We start from the raw sequence: 20,722 nt of genomic DNA on the forward strand, positions 1-20,722 counted from the left end.
TTAGTTTCTTAAACTCTCTAGTTGTTCTCTTACTGCACTAAACGAAACAACCTTGTCCGCAAAGTATTCAGCAATCTTTTCTTTCTCTTCATTATTAGCTTCAAGCTGTCCCAATATATTCATTAGGTGCATTTTCATGTGTCCTTTTTGAATACCACTTGTCACTAAACTCTTTAGAGCTGCAAAGTTTTGAGCAAGTCCTACACTTGCTGTAATCATCATTAGCTCATTTGCACTTGGACGCTCTAATATATCAAGAGACATCTTCGCTAGAGGATGTAGCTTTGTTAATCCACCAACAGTTCCCAATGCTAATGGAATTTCAATTTCAAATAAGAACTTATCCCCTTCAACCTTACAATTAGTTAATGAGCGATACTGTCCATCTCTTGCAGCATATGTGTGCCCACAGGCCTCAACTGCTCTAAAATCATTTCCTGTCGCAATAACAACTCCGTCAATACCATTGAAGATACCTTTGTTATGAGTTGTTGCACGATGCGGATCGATATGAGCGATGCGAACTGCACGTGAAAATTTTTGTACAAAAGTCTTTGCATCCATTCCAAGACTCTTTTCATTTAAGTCTTCAATTGGACACTCTACCCATGCACGGGCCTTACAATTAGGCGTATAGTTAGAAAGGATACACATAATAACTTGTACATGCTCTCCTAGCTTTTCTTCTAAATATTTACCAACAGCTTCTAAAACAGAATTAATGAAGTTTGCCCCCATTGCATCACAAGTTTCAAATGCCATTTTGATTTGGTAGTAATTCTCTTCTTTATCAGTTAGATCAACTAATTCAATCGAGCGAATTCCACCACCTCTCTTATCCATATTAATTGTTAATGGAGTCAGAGAGTTTAAAATATCGATTTTTCCGTTTTCAAAGAACTCTTTAAGTTGCGCCTTCTCACCTTCGTAAACAAAGTGCACTTGTCCTATCTTTTCACTTCCAATAATTTCGGCCTTGAAACCACCACGAGAACTCCAAAATTTTGCAGCTTTTGAAAGAGCAGCAACAACAGAGCTTTCCTCAATAACCATTGGAACGTTATAAACTTTTTGATTTAATACAAAATTTGGAACCACACCATATGGTAGGTAGAAATTTGAGATGGTATTCTCAGAGAATTCATCAAAAGTATTTTGTAATTTTTGATCCTGATGCCAGAAAGAGAGAATTTGTTCCTTTGAACCTGTCTCGAGATTTTTGGAGATAAAATCAACTTTCTGCTCTTTTGTTAGTTTTGAAAAACCTTGAATCAATTTCAATTTTCACTCCTTACACTAAGGTATGAATTAGCAAATGCTAGACCTGCTTTAATTTGTGTAACTTGACGACTTACACTTTCATAGTCAACCATGGCCGTCTTTAAAAATTCACTGGCCATACCAAAAATGGCATTTCCTTTTGAGAGTTTACAAAGGTAGAAACCATCAAGATATGACTTAATTCCACCTGAGATAATAAAGTTCTTACACCTTACTTGCTCTCCTAATTGATCGATAATCTGATTGCTCATTTTTACCATTTCTAGGGCAGTATGGCCAACATGACACAGAGGTTCATGAATAGATAAGTCATTGGAATTTCTAATATATTCAAGTTTAGAAAAATTTGTTCCACCAAAGGCAGCAAATTCTATTGCGGCCAGATCCATTTGCATAAGGGCGGCCAAAGATTTTGGTCCCATTCCCTGTCCAACTTCTTTAACAATGATAGGAAAATCAAACTCTTCTAAACATATTTTTATAATTTCTAACGGCGAGCGCTTGATGATATCGCCTTCCGGCTGGAACCATTCTTGTGCAGGATTAACGTGAATAATTAAACCATTTGCACCAAGAGATGAGACCACATCACTTGCTTTATTAAGTGCACCTTCATCAATCAACTCTTCTAGTTGTGCCACACCAAGATTTGCATAGAAAGGAGAATTTCCACAGTATTTTGCAATATCAAAATCACTGAAGAACTGACTACGACTGTCTTTTGAAAGAAGCTTTCGACAAGAGCCAAGTCCGATACCAATTCCAAACTCTCCACAAGCACGTGCTAAATTTTCATTAATTTTTGCAGCGATGCCCGTTCCTCCAGTCATAGAAGAAACCCAAATAGGTAGATCTAACTTATGACCTGCAAAGTCTAGACTAAGATCGGGCACTTCTCTATTTCCACTAAAAAGAGGTTCATAGTAAAAGCGCTTATCAGCTAAGATGTGAGCTGTCTGTGCAGCATCTGTTAATTTGATATGCTCAAGCTTACGATCGCTTGTTGCCTGAGCGTCTAAATTGTCTTTTTTCATGTACATACCTAATGATTTAGGCAATTTAGCAGATTTTATTCGAAGCAACAACATTCCATTTATGCTTTGGAAAAATCTATCTGATTTGCTTGGCCTCTAAACAATTACTTTATGATAAGAATGAACTCTTTCTTTAAACCAGAAACTTCTTTGAGTAATTTCGACAACTTACCATATTTTAATTCTTCTTCCTCACCGTTAAGTTCCATCCCAACAAAGCCAAGACGCTCACCAAATACTTCAACAGACTCTTCAAGAAGTCTTGTTAAGCGATAGGGAGTATCCATTAGTATCTTAGGCATATCGACTTGTGCTAATTTCTTTAGAAATTCTTTGCGCTCCTCTGGTCTTCGAGGAGGGAAACCAGCAAAGGTGAAATTTGCACAATCAATACCAGATAGCGCTACAGCTAGTGAAATAGAATTACTATGAGGCGTACAAGTGACACGAATACCAAGTTCATGACACCTTTTAACTAGTTTTTGACCTGGGTCACAAAAGGCCGGAAGGCCTCCATCGCTCATTAAATAAGCGTCTTTACCGCTTTGGATCTTTGAGATGAGATCGTTTTCTATCTCAACTTGAGTGTGCTCATTGAAGAGAATAAAGTCTTCAATAATCTCTCGCTCAAGTCCAAATCTTATCCAACGTCTACGACAAGGCTTTAAGTCCTCGATTAGAAAAAGACTTTGCTCACGCTTTTCAATAGCAGACTTTAATAAATTTAAAGCTGTAGTCTCTAGCGGGTTTTGCTCATCAATAGGAGTTGCAATTAAATATAGAGTTCCGTATTTACTTTGTTTGGCCATATCATTTATATATGATCAATTGGTTATAAACTCAAGATCGTGTATATAAATAATATGCAAAAAGCTTCAAAAATTTACGAATTATTTCTCTCTGTTACTCTAGGACTAGAAGTCTTTGCCAAAGAAGAGATAAAAGACTTACTAAGTAGCGAATTCTTCAGTGAAGTTGAGCTTGATTTAGAAGATGGATTAACACTCAAATCCAGCGACTTGTTCGTGCTTCTTACCATTATTAAATTTTTAAAAATTCCAACGAGAGCACTTCTTAGAATTGAAGAATTTAAAGCAAGAGATCTTCCTAAACTTTATAAGAAACTTACTAAAATAAATTGGAATGATTATATACCGACAACTGAGATTGACTTTAAAGTTAGCTCTCATAACTCGCGTTTATTTGATGATCGCAAAATCATTAAGGCCACAAAAGATGCAATAAGTGACTATCAAAAGGCCCAGCCTTTTAAAGCGAAGTACTCACAATTAGAATGGAGTCATCCACCGATAATCTTTTTACGCTTTGAAGAAGATATGTGCCAATTATCAATCGATTGTTCTGGTGAAAGATTAGATAAGAGAGGACATAAAATCCTAAGTGCCAAAGCACCGATGAGAGAATCTCTTGGGGCCGCTTTAATCCGTTTTATCAACGAAAATGAAGACAGTGACTATCCCCTGTTTGATCCAATGGCCGGCTCTGGCACAATTGTCAGTGAATACCTCTTACAAGACGAGCTTAATAATAAGAGAGCTTATAATTTTGAGAACTTTCCAATCTTTAGAAAACTTCCAGCAAAGAAGATAGAGATGGTACCTATTGAAATTGCCAGGAAGGCCTTTGCAAATGATATAAACCAAGACAATATCAAGGCGATCAAAAAGAATCTAGAGCAATATAATCTAGAGGTTACTCATGGCGATTTCTTTAAGATGAAAGAACTTAATCATGACAATATCATTATTGCTTGTAATCTTCCGTACGGAAAAAGAATTAAAACACAAAAAAATATCCACGACTTTGTGAATGACTTTTTCTCAAAAGCACAACAAATTGGCGCCAAAAGCGCCTATGCTGTTATCCCAGAGACATTTATCATTGATAAAAAATTTAAGATTCTAAGATCACAAAGGATCAACAATGGCGGAATCTGGATTCAATTTGTAAGAGCTAGCTTTATTTAGTTTTTATAGGCCATTGTCTTAACACTTACACCACTAACGTGCGCAACAAGAATTAAGTCTCCAGTCTTAGCAAACTCTGTTTCTGTTCCATTAGTATGTGTAATTTTATGAACTCTAGTTGTTTTAACTTTTCCATCAGGCGTTGTTAAACGAAGCTCATCTCCTACACTTAGGGCGCGATCCTGCCCACGCATTCCCTTAATAAGAATGGCCATATGAGACTTTTTCACAACATCAACGACTTCACCTAAAAAGCCTTCGTCTTGACGTTGAGTGCGCTTATTTTTTAGCTTCTTAAAAAGTACATCAGACTTATTTACGTGAAAGAAACCACGAGTAGTAGAGTTGCCAAATTGTTCTTTAATTTCTTTTGCTTTATCCTTATCGAAGTCATTTACTAAAGAGATAACATCAGAAAGAAGATTATTATTTTCAAGATGGCGCGTATCCACTCTTAAATCATTAACTCCACACTCTTTCAGTTCATCAATATATTCTAATAGAAATTGATCCTTCGTATTGAACATAAATGTTCCATGTTGATTTTCAACAATTGGAAAACCTTTATGCGGAGATTCTTCACTAGAGCCACTCACTTCAATATAGTCGTCTTCTAGTTTCTCATCTGAATACAAAGGAGAGACAAGATTACGAGGTGTATAGAAAAGTAAAATGCGACCAAATACAAGAAGCTCAGTTTCTACGCCCCAAGATTTAATTTCTGAGCAAAACTCTTTAACCACACCACTTGATAACTCAATTGATAAAACAATCTTTCTTAAACGCTCACCAATTAGTTTCTTCCAAACCTTGATTGAATGTAGGTTATGATGCCCCCCCGTATCGAGAAGAAGATCAATATCAAGTTCTGGATATTCATTTAGACAAAAATTGATTGCTCCAGGATCTCTTAAGCGAATACTTTTAAATTCAAGATCAGCATATTTTCTAAATTGTTCTTTATACATGCTAAAGCGAGATTCAGTCATTAGAATATCCCACTCAAGACAATAAGAGATTCCTTCAGACTTTAAAGAATCGATGGCCTGGGACATCTCTTCAATTGTTAGTTTCCCAACTTGAGAAAACAGACGAGTCGCTAGAATAACTTCACTAATTGTTGCCTTATTAGCAATTATATTAGGAAGATCATTTAAATTATTTAGGTATGTTGTTGTCTTCATTAGCTAACAACCTTTGCACGTACAAGGTTGTTTACCTCAACACCTGCAACATAAGGGATTTTAAAAAGTGCACCAGGTCGTGTACGTTCAAAATTCTCCCCCGCAAGATTTGAAATATGATCAACTCTTACATCAACATGAGCATTAGAAAAAGGCATAATCTCAAGAGACTCTCCTAGTTCAAATGCACTTCTAACATCAACGACGATAAATTCGTTATCGACAACTTGAGCAACTTTACCAATTGCCCTGTATGTTTTGTCCTCGTGTTCACGATCGTTATATATTGATGTTTCATCAGCTTCATCAACTAAAGAAGCTTGCGTATAAGCACGGTGAGTAACTTTCGTAAGTTCCTCTTCCCATTTTAAAAGATCATCACTTAAGAAGTTTCCATGCTCTTTGTAATAAGCAAGGGCCCCCGAATAAACCATAGAAATCGTTCCAGCATACATAGGAGACTTCATACGTCCTTCTACTTTTAGCGAATCGATTCCTGCATCAATAAAGTCTTGTAAAAGTCTAATACCTTCAAGATCTTTAGAACTCATGAAATAACTATTAAGCTCTTTTTTACCGTCTTCGATCTTGTATTCAAAGCGACAACTGTGAGCACAACCACCACGATTAGAGTCACGTCCTTGCGTATAATTTGAAATGACACAATTTCCGGAATAGGCCATACACATTGAACCGTGCACGAACATCTCGATTTCAACACCGGCTTCTTCTTTGATCTTCTTGGCATCCGCAATTGAAACTTCACGGCCAAGAACAATCCTAGTTACGCCAAGTTTTTTCCAAAGCTTTGCACTTTCAACGTTTAAACAGCTTGCTTGTGTTGATAAGTGAACCTCGAGATTAGTATTTTCCGCGATATAATTAATAACGCCAGGATCAGAAACGATTACCGCATCAACGCCAACATCATCGAGCTCTTTGATAAAATCAAGTAGGCCGTCAAAATCCTTATCATGGAAGAATGAGTTTAAGACGACGTAGACAAGAGCGCCACGCTCGTGAGCAAACTCAACCCCTTCACGTATCTCATCAATAGTGAAGTTATCGGCCGCTTGGCGAAGTCCATATTTTTGACCACCAAGATAAACGGCATTTGCACCGTAACTAATGGCCACTTTCAATTTTTCTAGGCTACCTGCTGGAGCTAAAAGCTCGGGTACCCATCTGGTGTTTTTTGCATCTTTCATAAGGTCTTCTATGTACCAGAAATTACGTATATAATAAAGTCATAGGGAAATCTTGATTAGTTTTTATGAAAAAAATATTTAACATCATATTTTATTTGGCCTGTGCGTTCATTATCACAATTTTGGGACTTCTAAGTTACCATTATCACGAAGCACCTCTGCGTGAAACGCCAGCACCTTATGTCATGGCCCCTGGAGTCTTTGGCCCAGATGAAGTTGCATCAAATGCAGATGTACTTATTGTTGGCGACGAGATGGGTGTCTCAATAGGTCCATTTATTAACGATATTACGACTCAGCTTTCAAAGAAGCTTGCTCGTCCGTTATCAATTTATAATATTTCCACTAAAGGTGAATCACTTTATCGCACGATTGAGCGAGTTGCTGCTTTAAAAAAAGTTCCAAAAATTCTCATTCTTGCTTCTGGATATTCTGAATTACAAGAAGATATTTATCCGACTAAAAAAGATGCCATAAAAGTAAATAATCAGAATTTTAAATTATTTAGAAATCTGTACATCCAAAGTTTAATAAAATTACACCCTAATCTTTCACGATTAATATTTTTAAACGAAAATCTTAAGCAGTTAACCTCAGAGATTGAACAAATTGATTTCGAGAACCTTTCACCTGAGAGATTTAGAAGTATTCTAGAAAAAGAGCTACTACTCTATGATATTCGTCTGGAAAAATTCTTCAGAAACTTAAAATCACAAGGAATCAACATCCTGACAATAATCCCTCCAATTAATATGGAAATTAACGATTTAAAAATTTGTCAGGATACAACAAGTGTTCTATTTGAAGATGCCCTAAGTAAGCTTGAGACATTACTGTCAGAGTCAAAAACAAAAGAGGCCCATGTCCTTGTACAATCACTTGATAAGAATATTTTGGCCAACACAAAGTTTCATCAACTGAAACAAGAATTTTTTGAGAAGCAAGGTGAAATTACAAAGGCATATGATCAGGCATTACAAAAGGTTGCCTTTGCATGTGAAGTAAAGTCATCACATCCTCTTTTTATAAAACAGTTAGAAAAGATAGCGGCCCATCAAAATGTCGACATCGTAGATTTTAACGAAGTTCTTAAGCAAAATTATACAAGAAACCCTTTATTTATTTCTAATAAAGCCCCACAATCTATCTATTACCCTAAGCTTGTAAGTGAATTAGTCATTAAGCTCAAGCAGATTACTCAATTAAAATAAGAGGCCATATGAGAATTGTTCATAATGAAAATACTATCATCATTAAACAAGGAGACTCTTCGGACACAATCTATCTAGTGGAGGAAGGAGAATTACTTGTCTTTGTTGTTGATGGCAATAAGGTAAGTCCAGTTGCACTAGTTGGCCCAGGGGAGATGATTGGAGAGATGGCCTTTTTTGCAGGAACTCACCGCGCAGCTTATGTCATGGCAAAGTCAAAGGTAACCCTTATGGAAATCGATAGTGAAACGATCAAAGAACAACTACCTGATTGGCTATTTAAGATGACAAAGAATGTGGTTGATCGTATTCATCATCTCGATAAAGTTATTGCTAAAAGTGGAATCAAAAGAAAAAAAGCTGACACGATTAAACCACTTAGTATTGAAGAACAAAGAGAGATTCTAACTCTCATAAAATAAATTCAAGAAGGGCGAGTATATGAAAAAATACAATAGCCTATTCTATTCTAAATGCAGTGACATCGATGTTTCAACTTTACTTGAAACTGATATTGAAAAAGGTCTCACACATCAAGAGGCCCAAAAGAGACAACGTCTCTATGGACCAAATGAACTCTCTGTAAAAGTAAGTACATCCAAAATTACAATACTCATTCGCCAATTAAAAAGTATCATCGTTTTATTACTACTAATTGCGGCCCTAATATCTTTCTTTATTGGTCATATTGTAGAAGGCTTCACTGTCGTTGCAGTCTTAATTATCAATACAGCTTTGGGATTCTTCACAGAACTTAAGGCCATACGCTCAATGGAGGCCTTAAAGAAGATTGGTGTAACGAGATGTGGAGTAATACGAGAAGCACAATCGTTACATCTTAATACGAAAGAGTTGGTACCAGGTGATATTGTCTTGTTTGAAGCAGGAGATATTCTGGGAGCAGACCTTAGAATAGTTCAAGCAAATAACTTAAATGTAAATGAGTCTCTTTTAACGGGTGAGTCCGTACCAGTAGATAAAATAAGCGAAGCTCTCCAAGACGACATGATTATTGCCGAGAGAAAAAATATTCTCTTTAAAGGAACCTCCATAACAAGAGGATCAGGTCGCGGTATTGTTATAGCGACGGCAATGGATACTGAAGTTGGTATAATTGCAAAAGAAGTAGAAAAAGATAGAAAAGATAATGATGAGACCACGCCACTTGAGAAACGACTAAATAAACTAGCAGGTCAAATTGTTTGGTTCTCATTAGTCATTGCCGCCGTCATTGCAATTAGTGGTATTACAGCAGGAAAGCCGCCTATTCTGATGCTTGAGACGGCCATAGCACTTGCCATCGCAACAATACCTGAAGGACTTCCTATTGTTGCAACTCTTGCCCTGGCAAAAGGTATGTGGAGAATGGCAAATAACAATGCTCTTATCAACAAGCTTGCTGCTGTTGAAACACTAGGTGCTACCTCAATTATCTTCACCGATAAAACCGGAACTCTAACTGAAAATAAAATGACTGTGCAGCTCTATAAGTCTCAAAACAAGAGCTATGATATGAACGAAGTGGAAAATCAATTCATTGATGATGAATTAAAACGACTTCTCCAAATTGGAGTTCTTTGTAACAACTCAGAAATTAATCGCAAGCAGAAAGGCCATAATATTGGAGACCCAATGGAGATCGCTCTACTTGAAGTAGCGGCCAAGTTTAAAATTAAAAGAGCTGAAATGATCCAGCAGATACCTGAACTAAAAGAGGTCCCCTTTGATAGCTCAACTCTTATGATGGCCACATATCATCAAGTGGCCAATTCAATACTCGTGGCAGTTAAGGGTGCCCCTGAAGCAGTTTTAAAGGCGTGTACGTCTATTCGAAATATTGATGGAGTAATTGAGTTTAATGAAGAATTAAAAAAAGAATGGAATCAAGAAAATCATAAGCTTGCCAGTGAAGGTCTTCGAATCTTAGCACTTGCGACAAAGGATGTTGAAAATATAGATAAGTTTCCTTACGATCAACTCACCTTCTTAGGACTTGTTGCTTTACTTGATCCAGCACGCTCGGATGTTAAAGATGCTATCGAAAAATCGAAACAGGCCGGAATTAGAACAATTATGGTTACTGGAGATCAAGAAGGTACGGCCCTAAAAATTGCAAAGGATATTGGCCTAATTGAAAGTGATAATTTCTTTTCAATTAATGGAAAAATTTTGGGGCAAAGAAAAGATTGGAACAAAGAAATCGAAGAGAAGATAAATCGTGGACAGGTTTTTAGTCGAGTTGGGCCATTACAAAAACTTGATCTCATTAAACACTTTCAAGAAAAGAATGCTGTTGTTGCTATGACGGGTGATGGTGTTAATGATGCCGCGGCCTTAAATCATGCTGATATTGGAATTGCAATGGGAAAAAGAGGAACTCAAATTGCAAAAGAGGCTTCAGATATGATCCTACAAGACGATCAGTTTAATACAATTATCTTGGCCATCAAGCAAGGACGTATCATCTATAGTAATATTCAGCGTTTTGTTGTGTATCTACTCTCATGTAATATAAGTGAAATTCTTATTGTATCAATTGCATCACTTATGAATATGCCATTACCTCTACTACCACTACAGATTCTCTTTTTAAATCTAGTAACAGATGTTTTCCCGGCCCTTGCCTTGGGAATGGGAGAAGGAGATCAAAATTATCTAAAAGCAGCTCCAAGGCCAAGAGACGAACAAATTATAACAAAGAGAAAATGGGCCCTAATATCACTATACGGATTCATTTTAACAACGAGTGTCCTTACAGGATTCTTCTATACCCTATCAACAACTCAAGATAGTCAAAGCGCCTTATCAGTCTCCTTTCTAAGCCTAGGCCTTGGTCAAGTCTTTCATGTATTCAACATGAGACTTGAGAGTTCAAATATATTAATTAATGAAATAACGAAGAATATTCACGTATGGGGAGCTGTACTTCTTTGTATCATACTATTATTAGCTACAATTTATATTCCAGGATTAAGAAGTATCTTGAACTTAAAAGTGATTGGTTCAAAAGAATGGACTATTGTCGCTTACTCTTCTTTAGCGCCACTTATAATTATTCAATTATTAGCGAAATTAAAATTGGGGATAAGGATTTAGGATATAAGGTGCCCGCAAGATCTCAAGCAGGCACCTTAATATAATTAAACTAGACCTAGTTCTTTAACAGTATTTCTTTCAGCGCGAAGCTCTTCAAGAGTTGCATTAAACTTTTCTTGTCCAAATGCATTGTGCTCTTGTCCTTCAACAACTTTAAGCTCACCGTTTTCAACACGACATGGGAATGAGAAGATTAGCCCTTCATCAACACCGTATTGTCCCTTAGATGCAAGACACATAGAGAATGTCTCACCAGCAGGAGTATCGTGAGTTAAAGCGTAAACACCGTTTACACAAGCATTTGCAGCAGAAGCAGCAGAAGATGCTCCACGTGCTTTAATGATAGCTGCACCTCTTTTTTGTACAGTTTCAATAAACTCACCTTTTAAGTAATCTTCATCAGTGATAACTTCAGCCGCTGACTTTCCACCAATTTTAGCATTGTAGAAATCTGGGTATTGAGTTGCTGAGTGGTTACCCCAAATTGTCATATTTGTAACTTCTGTTACATCAACACCTGCTTTTTGAGCTAGTTGAGTCTTAGCTCTCTTCTCATCAAGAGTCGTCATTGCAAAGAAACGAGACTTATCAAGTCCTGAAGCTTCCATTGCGATGTAACAATTTGTGTTACATGGGTTACCAACTACGAATAATTTTGAATCTGGCGCAGAGTGAGCGGCCATGGCCTTACCAAGTGGACCAAAAATTCCACCGTTAACCTTTAGAAGGTCAGCTCTTTCCATTCCGTCTTTTCTTGGAACGGCACCGATAGCAAGAATCCAGTTTGCATCTTTAAATGCAACTTCCATTTTATCTGTGCAAACAATATTTTTTAATAATGGAAATGCACAGTCATCAAGTTCCATTTTTACACCTTCAAGTGCACCTAGAGCTTGTGGAAGTTCAAGAAGTTGTAATTCTACTTCTGTTTCTGGACCAAACATTTGACCAGAAGCAATTCTAAAAAGAATCGCGTAACCAATTTGTCCCGCTGCACCTGTAACTGCAACTTTAACTCTTTTAGTCATATAATTTCCCCTTTTTAAAAAATTAGAGAGTTGTTCAATTGAAATTGGCCAATTTTATCATAGGTGTTAGACAAGTTGTAGCTTTACTTAGCAATATTAGGGGCTATAATTAAAATTAAATCTAAAAGTTAATAATCTAAGGAATCATAATGGAGCAAGGCAACAAGAACGCCTCAAATTCATCATCAGCATCTTCAGATAAGCCGCAAAATCGTGGGAACAGAAGTCGCTCGAATAATCGCAGACGTCGTAAGCGTCCAGCAAATGCAGGTGCAGCGAATCCTAATAAAGCTCAACAGCCTCAACAAGGGGCAAACAAGAGTGCTCAATCGGGACAAGCAACAAATAAAAAGCCGTCTAATAAATCTTCTAACCGAAATCGTAGACGTCGTGGACCAAGCAAGAATCGTCGACCGAATCCACAACATTTAAGTGGCGAAGACTTTATCATTGTAAAATACTTCAATTTACTTGAGCAGCACATTATGGCCAGACGCAAGTACTTTGATAACTTTGAGCGCGTTGGTGAGAAGCAAAGAGAAAAGCTTGAGCGCAATTTTATTGAAACACAAAAGACTTTCTTGGCCTTTAAAGAAAGACTTAAAGAAGAAGATCTAAAAGTATTTGAAGAAAAATTTGAATCGTTAAAAATGGATCTAACTTACTCTTCAAATCACGAACTTCCAGTTGGTGAAGTTGAGCCAGAGGTTACAGAAGAAGAAATTGAAGATCCACACTATCTTCAAACTCAAGTTGAAGCAAATTATGCAGATGATACTGAAGAGTCTGTTGGTTCACTTGAAGATTACAAGGCATATAAAGGTTTATAATTAAATTTACTACCATTTGAGGAAGGACTCTGTCGGCTTCGGCTCCTGCCTCTCGCCGACATACTGTTCATCCTGAACATAAAAAAAGGGAGCTTTCGCTCCCTCTTTTTTTATCAATATTTTCTAACTAACAACCTTCGAAAAGGTAATCAGATTAGTAAACGAAGTTTGAAGTCGTCGTTGCTTCAGCACCAGTTGTTGCACCAACAACACCTGATCCATCCTTTAGATAATTATCTAAAGTTTCTTCGTGATCTTTAATGATAGCGTCTTTTAATTCAGCTTCATTAATGTCTAAGATTTCACAAACTCTACGTAACATCTTTAGTGGGATGTTGCAAAGAGCACGTTCAACGTTAGAAATGAATTGACCATTCTTGTAACCAAGAAGGTGTGATAATTCTGATTGAGAATATCCTTTTGGATGTGCTGTTCTCTTTTCTTTAATTAGTTTCGCGATGTGACTAAAACTTCTCATGTATTTCTCCTAAGTATTATATTCAAGCACTTACGATTCGTATCTTAATATATTCTAAAGCAATAAAATATTTTTGTAAACATATTAACAGATTTGTAAGAAAACTTTTTACAATTTTCTCGTAATTTTATTGTCGATAGCCGATATTGTTCAACATCATCGATTTAGCCAGCTTAACTGTCTGAAATCACATTGCCGTTATAACACGTCGCTTCAATCAAATCCACGTATAAGGCCCTATCTTTGTTAGGCCTCTTAATCAATTTCTTAAGTTTTTCCTCAGTCGTTAAGCTCGCGCTCATTTTTTTGTCACCAAGGCTCACAAAATGTAGCTTTTTCCCAACTTCGAAATTCCCACTTTCTTGTTCTAATTTAAGGGAATTTGCTCCAGCAAGCGTCGCGCGGTAGAGACCTTGAGTGTAGGAAGTATCGCGGTGGCCTCTTTTATGGTTTTGCATAACAAATGAATTGATTACATCAAGCATCGAAAGGAAAGGTCCACCACCAATATCACTGGCAAGCGCCCAGTGAACGTTGTAACGATTTGCTCTCTTATAATCAAAAAGTCCCGAACCTAGCCCTAGCTCCTTTATTGGAGCATTGCTTGTTGGACAATGTGCAATCATCGTTTTCTTTTCACCTAAAAGCTTTAACTCTTTTGGAGAAAGATAAATACCATGCCCCATGATTGTTTTAGGAGTTAGAAGTCCAACTTTGTCGTAGATTTCAGTATAAGTTTTTACTTTTTCAAATCCCTTAATGTCCTTATAGATACTAAGTACAAAATCGATTTCATTTTGTGTTTCACTTAAGTGAGTTTGAATAAAAGAGCGATGTTTCTTAGCAGTTTTACCACCTGCGGCCATTGTTACAGGATCTGTTGTAATGGCAAATCGAGGTGTCACTGCATATTTATCTTTGTATTCTTTTGCAAGAGCTTCAGTTTGTGCAATTGTCTCCTCTACGCCCATTGTTAGGTACTCTGGCGAGTTCATCGTCATTTGAACATTACCTAGAATATAATCACCCTTAAAATTTTTAAGTGCTTCTGAGACAGAGTGTGAATGAATTGAGCCATAACATGCTCCACCAATCGTTCCGTTATTAGCAATCTTTGAAGTAAATTCTTTTGCTTTTTTACGTGCAAAAGCTAGCTTCTTAAAATTTGCTTCATAAGGCCAAGTGTAATTTTCAAGCCAGTTAAGAAGATTGGCCTTTGGCATTTCACAAACGGCATCTTGTACCCAGTGAAAGTGCGTATCATAAAGACCAGGGATAATATATTGGCCACTCTTGTCGATCACTTCAACATTCTTCTTACGCGCTAAATAGTCCGTAAGCTCTTTCTTAGGCATACGATCGATGATTTTGTAATCACCTTTTGTCGTGCGCTTTGCAACAATTGCATAATCTTCTAAAAATTCACATTTTTTATCATTTATAGGATTAAAAAAATGAGCGATAATTACTTTATAAGTAATATTATTTGATGACATGAAATCTCCTTTAATAAGCAGGTCAACATATATGAAGAAGCATATCATTACAAGTTTTGTAGTACTCTTTACTCTATTTTTAACGTCATTCGGCGCAGTTGCAGCGGATAGCTTTAACCAAGCCAAAGAAGTTAATATCAATAAAATCGTTGCGGTTAATATTGAAGAGGCCATCACTCCGGCCACTTTAAATTACCTTCAAAAAGCCTTTCAAAGTATTGAAGGCGAAAGAGAAAGCGCGATCTTAATTAAGATAAACACTCCCGGCGGATTAGTTAGTGTTACTAAAGAGATCATGCACCTAATTGCAAATAGCGAAAACCTAGTGATTGGATGGGTGGGGCCTAGTTCAGCATCAGCAACAAGTGCTGGAGCAATTATTGCAAGTAGCATCCCAGCACTCTACATGGCCGATGGAACGCGAATTGGTGCAGCAACTCCAATTTCAGGGACATCAGATATTAAAGAAGGCGATATGAAAAATAAAATCGTCAATGATCTAGTAGCTCTCGTAAAGTCTCAGGCTTCCGCAACTGGAAAAAATGAAGAAGTATTCACAAAGATGATTACTGAGGCCAAGAGCTATACTGAAACAGAAGCACTAAAAGAAAATGTCCACAACGGTATTGTTGATACAATTCAAGGTGTAGGCGGTCTTATCAGCACAATTAACAACAAAACTTTTCTTTCACATCATAAACCTTTTAAGGTTGTGATTGCTGATAACTATGTTCTTACGACAATGGAGAAAACACTTGGGCAAAAACTTTTAAGCTTCTTCGCTTCGCCAGATATGGCCTATATTCTTTTTCTCATTGGAGCGGCACTCATCTACGTAGAGTTCCAAGCTCCAGGTGGATTTATTGCAGGAAGTGTAGGGGCCGTGGCCATACTGATAGCAGGAATATCATTTAATATTCTTTCATTAAACACTGGCGCGTTTCTACTTATTATTGCGGCCTTTGTTCTCTTTATCTTAGAAATATATATTACAAGCTTTGGCCTTCTGACCTTGGCCGGGATAGCCAGTTTGATCTTTGGCTCCATGTTCTTATTTCAAACAGAGGAATCATATCTACAAATTTCATCAACTGTACTCTTCTCAAGTATTGGTGCGATTCTTGCCTTCATTGGTGTTATTGCCTATGTCTTTTATAAGTCCAGAAAAAGAATTTTCTCTGAACCAGAAGATCCGTACACAGGAGTTGAGATTACAGTAACAGATATTGATGGTGATAAATTCTTTTCACGCTACAATGGAGAATTGTGGCAACTTACGGCCACTGGCGATATGTCAAAGCTAAAAGTTGGTGATAAGGTAGAGGTCATAAAAAAAGACAACCTAAAGTTACAAGTAAAAATATAGAGGTATAAAATGAGTCAAAGAAAATCTTTTCGCCAATTAATGAGTTTAATCTTTTCAATGTGTCAGAATGAGCTACCAACTAAGAGCGATATCGACTGGGTAAGAAGAGAGATTAAAAAATTCTTGTGGCTTAAATAATTGAAATAAAAGAAGAAAAAACTAAGGGGACGTTGAGGGACGATTGATTTTTGACAAGGAAGAGAGAGAGTTTATTAAAAATCTCCCCTTAGTTTTCTTAATATAATATTAAACTCTCAGTTTTTTTTAGAGTCAGTTAAATGTAAAGTTTTTGTCAATTCAACGGAGGATATATGATTAATTTTGCGCCTTACTTACCATTTATAATTCTACTATTAATTTTATTGTTCAACACAGTTAAGGTTCTAAAAGAATACGAACGTGGTGTCATCTTCTTTCTAGGACGCTTCACAGCTGTTAGAGGGCCAGGTTTAATACTGCTAATTCCAGGTCTTGAGAAAATGCATAAAGTAGACTTAAGAACTGTCACAATGGATATTCCATCACAAGACATTATCTCAAAAGATAACGTAACACTTAAAGTTAATGGTGTTGTTTACTTTAGAGTTGAAGATCCAGAAAAGTCAGTTGTTGCAGTTGAGAACTATCTACTTGCAACAGGACAAATTGCTCAAACAACTCTACGTTCTGTTATTGGTCAATTTGAGCTAGATGAAATTCTATCTATGCGTGAGCAAATCAATGCACGTCTACAGTCTATTTTAGATGAGCATACAGAGCCATGGGGAATTAAAGTATCAACAGTTGAAGTCAAAGCAATTGACCTTCCGATTGAGATGCAAAGAGCGATGGCAAAGCAAGCAGAAGCGGAAAGAGATAAGAGAGCAAAGGTTATTTCAGCTCAAGGTGAATTTGATGCAGCATTAAAACTAGCAGAAGCTGCAAAGGTACTTAATGAATCACCAAATGCGATTACTCTTCGTTATCTAGATACAATGAAAGAAATTTCAAGCGGAGATGGTAAGTCGACAACTTTCTTCCCACTACCTGTGGATTTTTTAACAAATATAATGGGCAAAGGTAACTAACAAAGTAAGAACAAAGTCATTTATGATTTCAAAATATTTTAATTTAATTCCATTTGCTGAAAATGATCTTGATCTCGAAGCTTCTGCTGAGATCAAGGTCATTGACGGCCATGTTAACTTTCACTTCACACTAAAGGGAGACCTCTCTCCTATTTACATTCACCGTGACAATGGAAAGATGAACCGAGTTATCGGCCTTTGGACACAGACTTGTTTTGAATTCTTTATTCTCAATAAGACAGATGGTGAATATTTTGAATTTAACTTTGGGAGTGATTCAAGTTGGAATTGCTTTATCTTCAATTCATATCGCTCAGAACTTACCGAGTATAATGACATTGAACTTGATAATATTGTCATCAAATCAGAGGATGAACTCTTTACACTAAATTGTCGCTTTGAACTTAAGAAGCTTGGTCACAACTTTGAAGATCTTTCTAATCTAAGAGTATCTCCCACATGTGTATTGACGGCCGAAGGTGACAACACTTATTACTACTCAAATAAGCACCCAGATACTTCACCAAACTTTCACCACCCTGATAGTTTTGAGGATTTGATCTCTTAGTACTCGCTTAAATCGTCTTTTTCTTCTTTAACTTCGATATTCTTTAGAATGTAATCGAGCTTAGCATCGTCATCTTTGAAGTCGACTTCGCCAGATATTTGATAATCAGCAAGATCCCTCTCTTGCTTCTTTCTCTCTTTCTTCGTCTCTATTTCAATTTTTGCCTTGAGATCATCTTTTAAAACTTCATCACGATTTGAAAATGTTTTTCCAAACTTCTTCTTAGCAAAATCATAAAGACTAAATAGTTGAGCTGTTTTGTAATTACCTTTTTCAAGATAATAGATCATTTCACGATAGAAAGCTTCATTTTCAAGCTCATGTGACCAGGCACTATAGAGTAGTGCCATCCCTTTGTATTCAAACCTCTTCTCATACTTAAGCTTTCTAAACTCATTATACATCGCTAGAGAACTCTCCTCATCACGAGAAAGACTAAGCTTTAAATTCTTAACAAGTTTATCAAGGACAACATTATGATCTGGATGATTCTTATTATAGCGAATTGTTTGATGGTACAGACGTCCCTTTTCATAGAAGTAGTTTTTTAGAATACCAGAATTCTTTGGGCCATCGAAAAATTGCATTATATGGAAAGGACCATTTTGCACAATCTTCTTTGCATCTTTTGAAAAAATTTGATTACGAATCTTATAGATATAAAGAAAATAACCAAGCTTTGGAAGTGAGTAATTCGAAAGAAGATACTTAATATTTTTATAACTATATAGATTTAATTTTTTTATTTTAATATTAAGGTTTAAAACATCTAGCCAAACAGCTTGATTTGAAGAAGATTTGATAAATTGAGTAACTACCGGAAGATTAAAAATTGGGTCCATCGGTATAGCGGCCTTAAATTTTTCAATTTCAAAATCATAAACACTCAACACACGTCTATTCTTGTGATCAACAATATCAAAATACGGTAAAGCACTTAACTTATCGACATTTGGACGTGGAAATAGCTTAAAGCTTACATCATCAAAAGGAATATCAAATTGAAAGTTTTGAAAGTGTATCGGTTTCCAAAATAAAGTCGCACCTCGAGATTTTTCATAGGGAGACAGTCCACGATAGAGCCACTCATATCGATTAGTGGCAATAAAGTAGTCCGATTGAATCCCTTCATCTTGGAAGGTATAATAAAATCGGTACGGCATCGTAATGACAAGATAAACACTTGATAATACGAGTACTAGAATGGTCATTAGGAAGATAAGCTTCTTCATTATGAGATTTATCGGTTAATTGACCATTAAACTACATGAAAAAATTAATATTTTTTCAAAATTACCGATAAGTTAGGTGATTAATTCGGAGAATTGAATGAAAAAACTAATTTTTATCACAGCAATCATGGCCCTTACTTCTTGTGTAGCACCAAGAGAGACACGCTCAATCTATGATACGAATAGCTCTGGTTCAGGCTCTAGTATTGGATCAGGAGGAGGCTCTTCAGTCATTGATATTGATGATTCAGGAAGTTCAACTTCAAATGGTTCAAATGCAAATATTCCAAGTGCAATAGCTCACTGTAGCTGGTCTCTTGATGGTCAGACAGGATTTGCAAATACTTCAAATAGTCACCTTGGACCAAATACAATTTGTCAGTCTCGCACTAACGAAACTCAAATCTATGTCCAACTAAAAAACCCTGATACAAATTCTAGAGTTTGTGTCATACCAACTTCAGAGGCCTCAGGAAATTCAATTTATCTTGGTTCTGCCCAATGTAAGTACATTAATAGCTCTGGGACAATTTCATTATTTAACTTAACTAAGAATCGTGATTACGGACGCTATCAACAATTTAGAATCAACGGTGTAATGGTCATGAAGGAGAAAAGCTATGAATTCCCTTCTCCATTTAATCGTGAGCTAATCTCTTACGATGCCTACTTCATGTGTTCAATCAATGTTGATCTATACAACGATAGAACATATTGTGACGCCTTTAAATCTAAGGGCGAATACTTCTACAAATCATTCTAAAAAAATAATTTAATTAATGGGCAAGCTTATTTCCATCAACGAGCTTGCCTGTTTTATATGAATTCGACAAATCCCCATCAATCGTTGGAAATGAAATAATTGGAACAATCAAGCTTTGCTCTTCTTTTTCTATTTTTGTACAAAGTGCAATATAGAAGAAGCTAACACCACTTTTTTCGAAGGCCTTAAAGTATGCAAAGGCCTCTTCATCATCTTCGTCTTTGAAAACGTAAAGCTCATCGTAAGACTCAATTGTAGGCTTTAAATAGTCCATATAAAGAGTGAAATCTTCAAATGGTATATCGAACTCTTTTCGATGAATCATCATCTCAGCGAGTAATTTAGACTTTTTAAGTTCAATATGCTCAAAATCTTCTGGGTCTAAAATTGAATTACTCTCTATTTCACGGTGGTAATCTTCAAGTGATTCAACCTCTTCTCCAACTTGAAAGTCTTGCACAAAATAATCATTGGCAGTTGCCGTTAATGCCAACACGAATGAAGGCGTATGATCAAAAACAAAGCAAATGGCCATTAAATGGATATCTTCACCTTTATGATTAACTTTAGAAATAAAAGTAAAAATTTCTTCTTTAAGATCATTTTCTAAGCGCCATATCTCATCAGGTTTATGTAGCACACGATCAACAAAAGCAGGATTTTCAAGGGCCTCTAAAGCAGGCTCATCAACGATATTAAGATCTTTTCTCTTCTTTTCAATCTTACCTGTGAAGTAGTCAATTAGCGGTGAATAAAATTTTTCTATACATGCTTCACTACAAAAGCTTAGATTAGAACCATCTTCAACAAAGAGTAAATCTTCGATAGATGGAACAACTTTTTTACAATTCTTGCAGTAGTAAATATTATCTGAAATTAACAATGAAGTATC

Annotated in this window: 20 protein-coding genes; 10 read left to right on the forward strand and 10 right to left on the reverse strand. The window is 36.3% G+C overall.

The features are described from left to right. From ACMAYX_RS02090 to ACMAYX_RS02100, 3 genes are all read right to left on the reverse strand, one after another. Nucleotides 1–1,281, reverse strand: a complete 1,281-nt coding sequence (locus ACMAYX_RS02090) for a hydroxymethylglutaryl-CoA reductase, degradative (protein ID WP_103217329.1) — start codon at nucleotides 1,279–1,281, stop codon at nucleotides 1–3. Then, nucleotides 1,278–2,315 carry an isopentenyl-diphosphate delta-isomerase gene (locus ACMAYX_RS02095; RefSeq protein WP_412471466.1) on the reverse strand — a complete coding sequence of 346 codons (1,038 nt, stop codon included), beginning with the start codon at nucleotides 2,313–2,315 and terminating at the stop codon, nucleotides 1,278–1,280. Before ACMAYX_RS02095 ends, ACMAYX_RS02090 begins: the two co-directional genes overlap by 4 nt. Before the next feature lie 104 nt (nucleotides 2,316–2,419). Then, a complete protein-coding gene (locus tag ACMAYX_RS02100) occupies nucleotides 2,420–3,124 on the reverse strand; it encodes an SAM-dependent methyltransferase (protein WP_412471467.1) in 705 nt (234 codons plus the stop codon). A gap of 54 nt (nucleotides 3,125–3,178) precedes the next feature. Between ACMAYX_RS02100 and ACMAYX_RS02105 the strand changes: the two genes are divergently transcribed. Continuing rightward, the gene (locus ACMAYX_RS02105; protein ID WP_412471468.1) at nucleotides 3,179–4,303 is read left to right on the forward strand and encodes a THUMP domain-containing protein; all 1,125 of its coding nucleotides are present in this window, start codon (nucleotides 3,179–3,181) and stop codon (nucleotides 4,301–4,303) included. Here ACMAYX_RS02105 and ACMAYX_RS02110 read toward each other — a convergent pair. Next, a complete protein-coding gene (locus ACMAYX_RS02110; RefSeq protein WP_412471469.1) occupies nucleotides 4,300–5,487 on the reverse strand; it encodes a peptidase U32 family protein in 1,188 nt (395 codons plus the stop codon). The two genes, ACMAYX_RS02105 and ACMAYX_RS02110, sit on opposite strands and share 4 nt — an antisense overlap. Beyond that, complete coding sequence (locus tag ACMAYX_RS02115; RefSeq protein ID WP_103217334.1) at nucleotides 5,487–6,695, reverse strand: peptidase U32 family protein; 1,209 nt, start codon at nucleotides 6,693–6,695, stop codon at nucleotides 5,487–5,489. The genes ACMAYX_RS02110 and ACMAYX_RS02115 overlap by 1 nt, the downstream gene beginning before the upstream one ends. 65 nt (nucleotides 6,696–6,760) lie before the next feature. Between ACMAYX_RS02115 and ACMAYX_RS02120 the strand changes: the two genes are divergently transcribed. The 3 genes from ACMAYX_RS02120 to ACMAYX_RS02130 are packed head-to-tail and all read left to right on the forward strand — an operon-like array spanning nucleotide 6,761 to nucleotide 11,002. Next, the gene (locus tag ACMAYX_RS02120) at nucleotides 6,761–7,906 is read left to right on the forward strand and encodes a hypothetical protein (RefSeq protein ID WP_412462650.1); all 1,146 of its coding nucleotides are present in this window, start codon (nucleotides 6,761–6,763) and stop codon (nucleotides 7,904–7,906) included. An 8-nt stretch (nucleotides 7,907–7,914) separates the two neighbouring features. Continuing rightward, on the forward strand, nucleotides 7,915–8,328 hold the full coding sequence (locus ACMAYX_RS02125) for a cyclic nucleotide-binding domain-containing protein (RefSeq protein ID WP_103217336.1): 414 nt from the start codon (nucleotides 7,915–7,917) through the stop codon (nucleotides 8,326–8,328). Nucleotides 8,329–8,347: 19 nt separating this feature from the next. After that, nucleotides 8,348–11,002 carry a cation-translocating P-type ATPase gene (locus tag ACMAYX_RS02130; protein ID WP_412471470.1) on the forward strand — a complete coding sequence of 885 codons (2,655 nt, stop codon included), beginning with the start codon at nucleotides 8,348–8,350 and terminating at the stop codon, nucleotides 11,000–11,002. A gap of 44 nt (nucleotides 11,003–11,046) precedes the next feature. Here the strand turns inward: ACMAYX_RS02130 and ACMAYX_RS02135 are convergent, their stop codons facing one another. After that, complete coding sequence (locus tag ACMAYX_RS02135; protein WP_103217338.1) at nucleotides 11,047–12,030, reverse strand: malate dehydrogenase; 984 nt, start codon at nucleotides 12,028–12,030, stop codon at nucleotides 11,047–11,049. 149 nt (nucleotides 12,031–12,179) lie between these two features. Here ACMAYX_RS02135 and ACMAYX_RS02140 point away from each other — a divergent pair, with 149 nt between their 5' ends. Continuing rightward, nucleotides 12,180–12,860 carry a hypothetical protein gene (locus tag ACMAYX_RS02140; protein WP_412471471.1) on the forward strand — a complete coding sequence of 227 codons (681 nt, stop codon included), beginning with the start codon at nucleotides 12,180–12,182 and terminating at the stop codon, nucleotides 12,858–12,860. A gap of 154 nt (nucleotides 12,861–13,014) precedes the next feature. Here the strand turns inward: ACMAYX_RS02140 and ACMAYX_RS02145 are convergent, their stop codons facing one another. Together ACMAYX_RS02145 and ACMAYX_RS02150 are read right to left on the reverse strand one after the other, a co-directional pair. Next, nucleotides 13,015–13,338: a helix-turn-helix domain-containing protein gene (locus ACMAYX_RS02145; RefSeq protein WP_103217340.1), complete on the reverse strand. Its 324-nt coding sequence runs from the start codon at nucleotides 13,336–13,338 to the stop codon at nucleotides 13,015–13,017. A gap of 173 nt (nucleotides 13,339–13,511) precedes the next feature. Further along, entirely contained in the window at nucleotides 13,512–14,834 is a 1,323-nt protein-coding gene (locus tag ACMAYX_RS02150; RefSeq protein WP_412471472.1) for an amidohydrolase family protein, read from the reverse strand. 31 nt (nucleotides 14,835–14,865) lie between these two features. Between ACMAYX_RS02150 and ACMAYX_RS02155 the strand changes: the two genes are divergently transcribed. The 4 genes from ACMAYX_RS02155 (at nucleotide 14,866) to ACMAYX_RS02170 (ending at nucleotide 17,835) form a co-directional block, all read left to right on the forward strand. Continuing rightward, complete coding sequence (locus ACMAYX_RS02155) at nucleotides 14,866–16,200, forward strand: NfeD family protein (protein ID WP_412471473.1); 1,335 nt, start codon at nucleotides 14,866–14,868, stop codon at nucleotides 16,198–16,200. A 9-nt stretch (nucleotides 16,201–16,209) separates the two neighbouring features. Further along, nucleotides 16,210–16,338 (forward strand): hypothetical protein, encoded by a 129-nt coding sequence (locus ACMAYX_RS02160; RefSeq protein ID WP_255407610.1) that lies wholly within the window; start codon nucleotides 16,210–16,212, stop codon nucleotides 16,336–16,338. A gap of 173 nt (nucleotides 16,339–16,511) precedes the next feature. Further along, nucleotides 16,512–17,267: a slipin family protein gene (locus tag ACMAYX_RS02165; RefSeq protein WP_103217343.1), complete on the forward strand. Its 756-nt coding sequence runs from the start codon at nucleotides 16,512–16,514 to the stop codon at nucleotides 17,265–17,267. Between the two features lie 22 nt (nucleotides 17,268–17,289). Beyond that, a complete protein-coding gene (locus ACMAYX_RS02170) occupies nucleotides 17,290–17,835 on the forward strand; it encodes a hypothetical protein (protein WP_103217344.1) in 546 nt (181 codons plus the stop codon). Here the strand turns inward: ACMAYX_RS02170 and ACMAYX_RS02175 are convergent. Further along, nucleotides 17,832–19,067 carry a hypothetical protein gene (locus ACMAYX_RS02175; RefSeq protein WP_392991810.1) on the reverse strand — a complete coding sequence of 412 codons (1,236 nt, stop codon included), beginning with the start codon at nucleotides 19,065–19,067 and terminating at the stop codon, nucleotides 17,832–17,834. The two genes, ACMAYX_RS02170 and ACMAYX_RS02175, sit on opposite strands and share 4 nt — an antisense overlap. A 97-nt stretch (nucleotides 19,068–19,164) precedes the next feature. On the opposite strand from ACMAYX_RS02175, the gene ACMAYX_RS02180 reads away from it, so the two are divergent. Continuing rightward, nucleotides 19,165–19,830: a hypothetical protein gene (locus ACMAYX_RS02180; RefSeq protein WP_412469599.1), complete on the forward strand. Its 666-nt coding sequence runs from the start codon at nucleotides 19,165–19,167 to the stop codon at nucleotides 19,828–19,830. Nucleotides 19,831–19,843: 13 nt separating this feature from the next. Here the strand turns inward: ACMAYX_RS02180 and ACMAYX_RS02185 are convergent, their stop codons facing one another. Continuing rightward, on the reverse strand, nucleotides 19,844–20,713 hold the full coding sequence (locus ACMAYX_RS02185; RefSeq protein WP_412462653.1) for a hypothetical protein: 870 nt from the start codon (nucleotides 20,711–20,713) through the stop codon (nucleotides 19,844–19,846). Between the last annotated feature and the right edge of the window lie 9 nt (nucleotides 20,714–20,722).

The sequence above is a fragment of the Halobacteriovorax sp. RT-2-3 genome, assembly GCF_047085075.1.
GTDB lineage: Bacteria > Bdellovibrionota > Bacteriovoracia > Bacteriovoracales > Bacteriovoracaceae > Halobacteriovorax_A.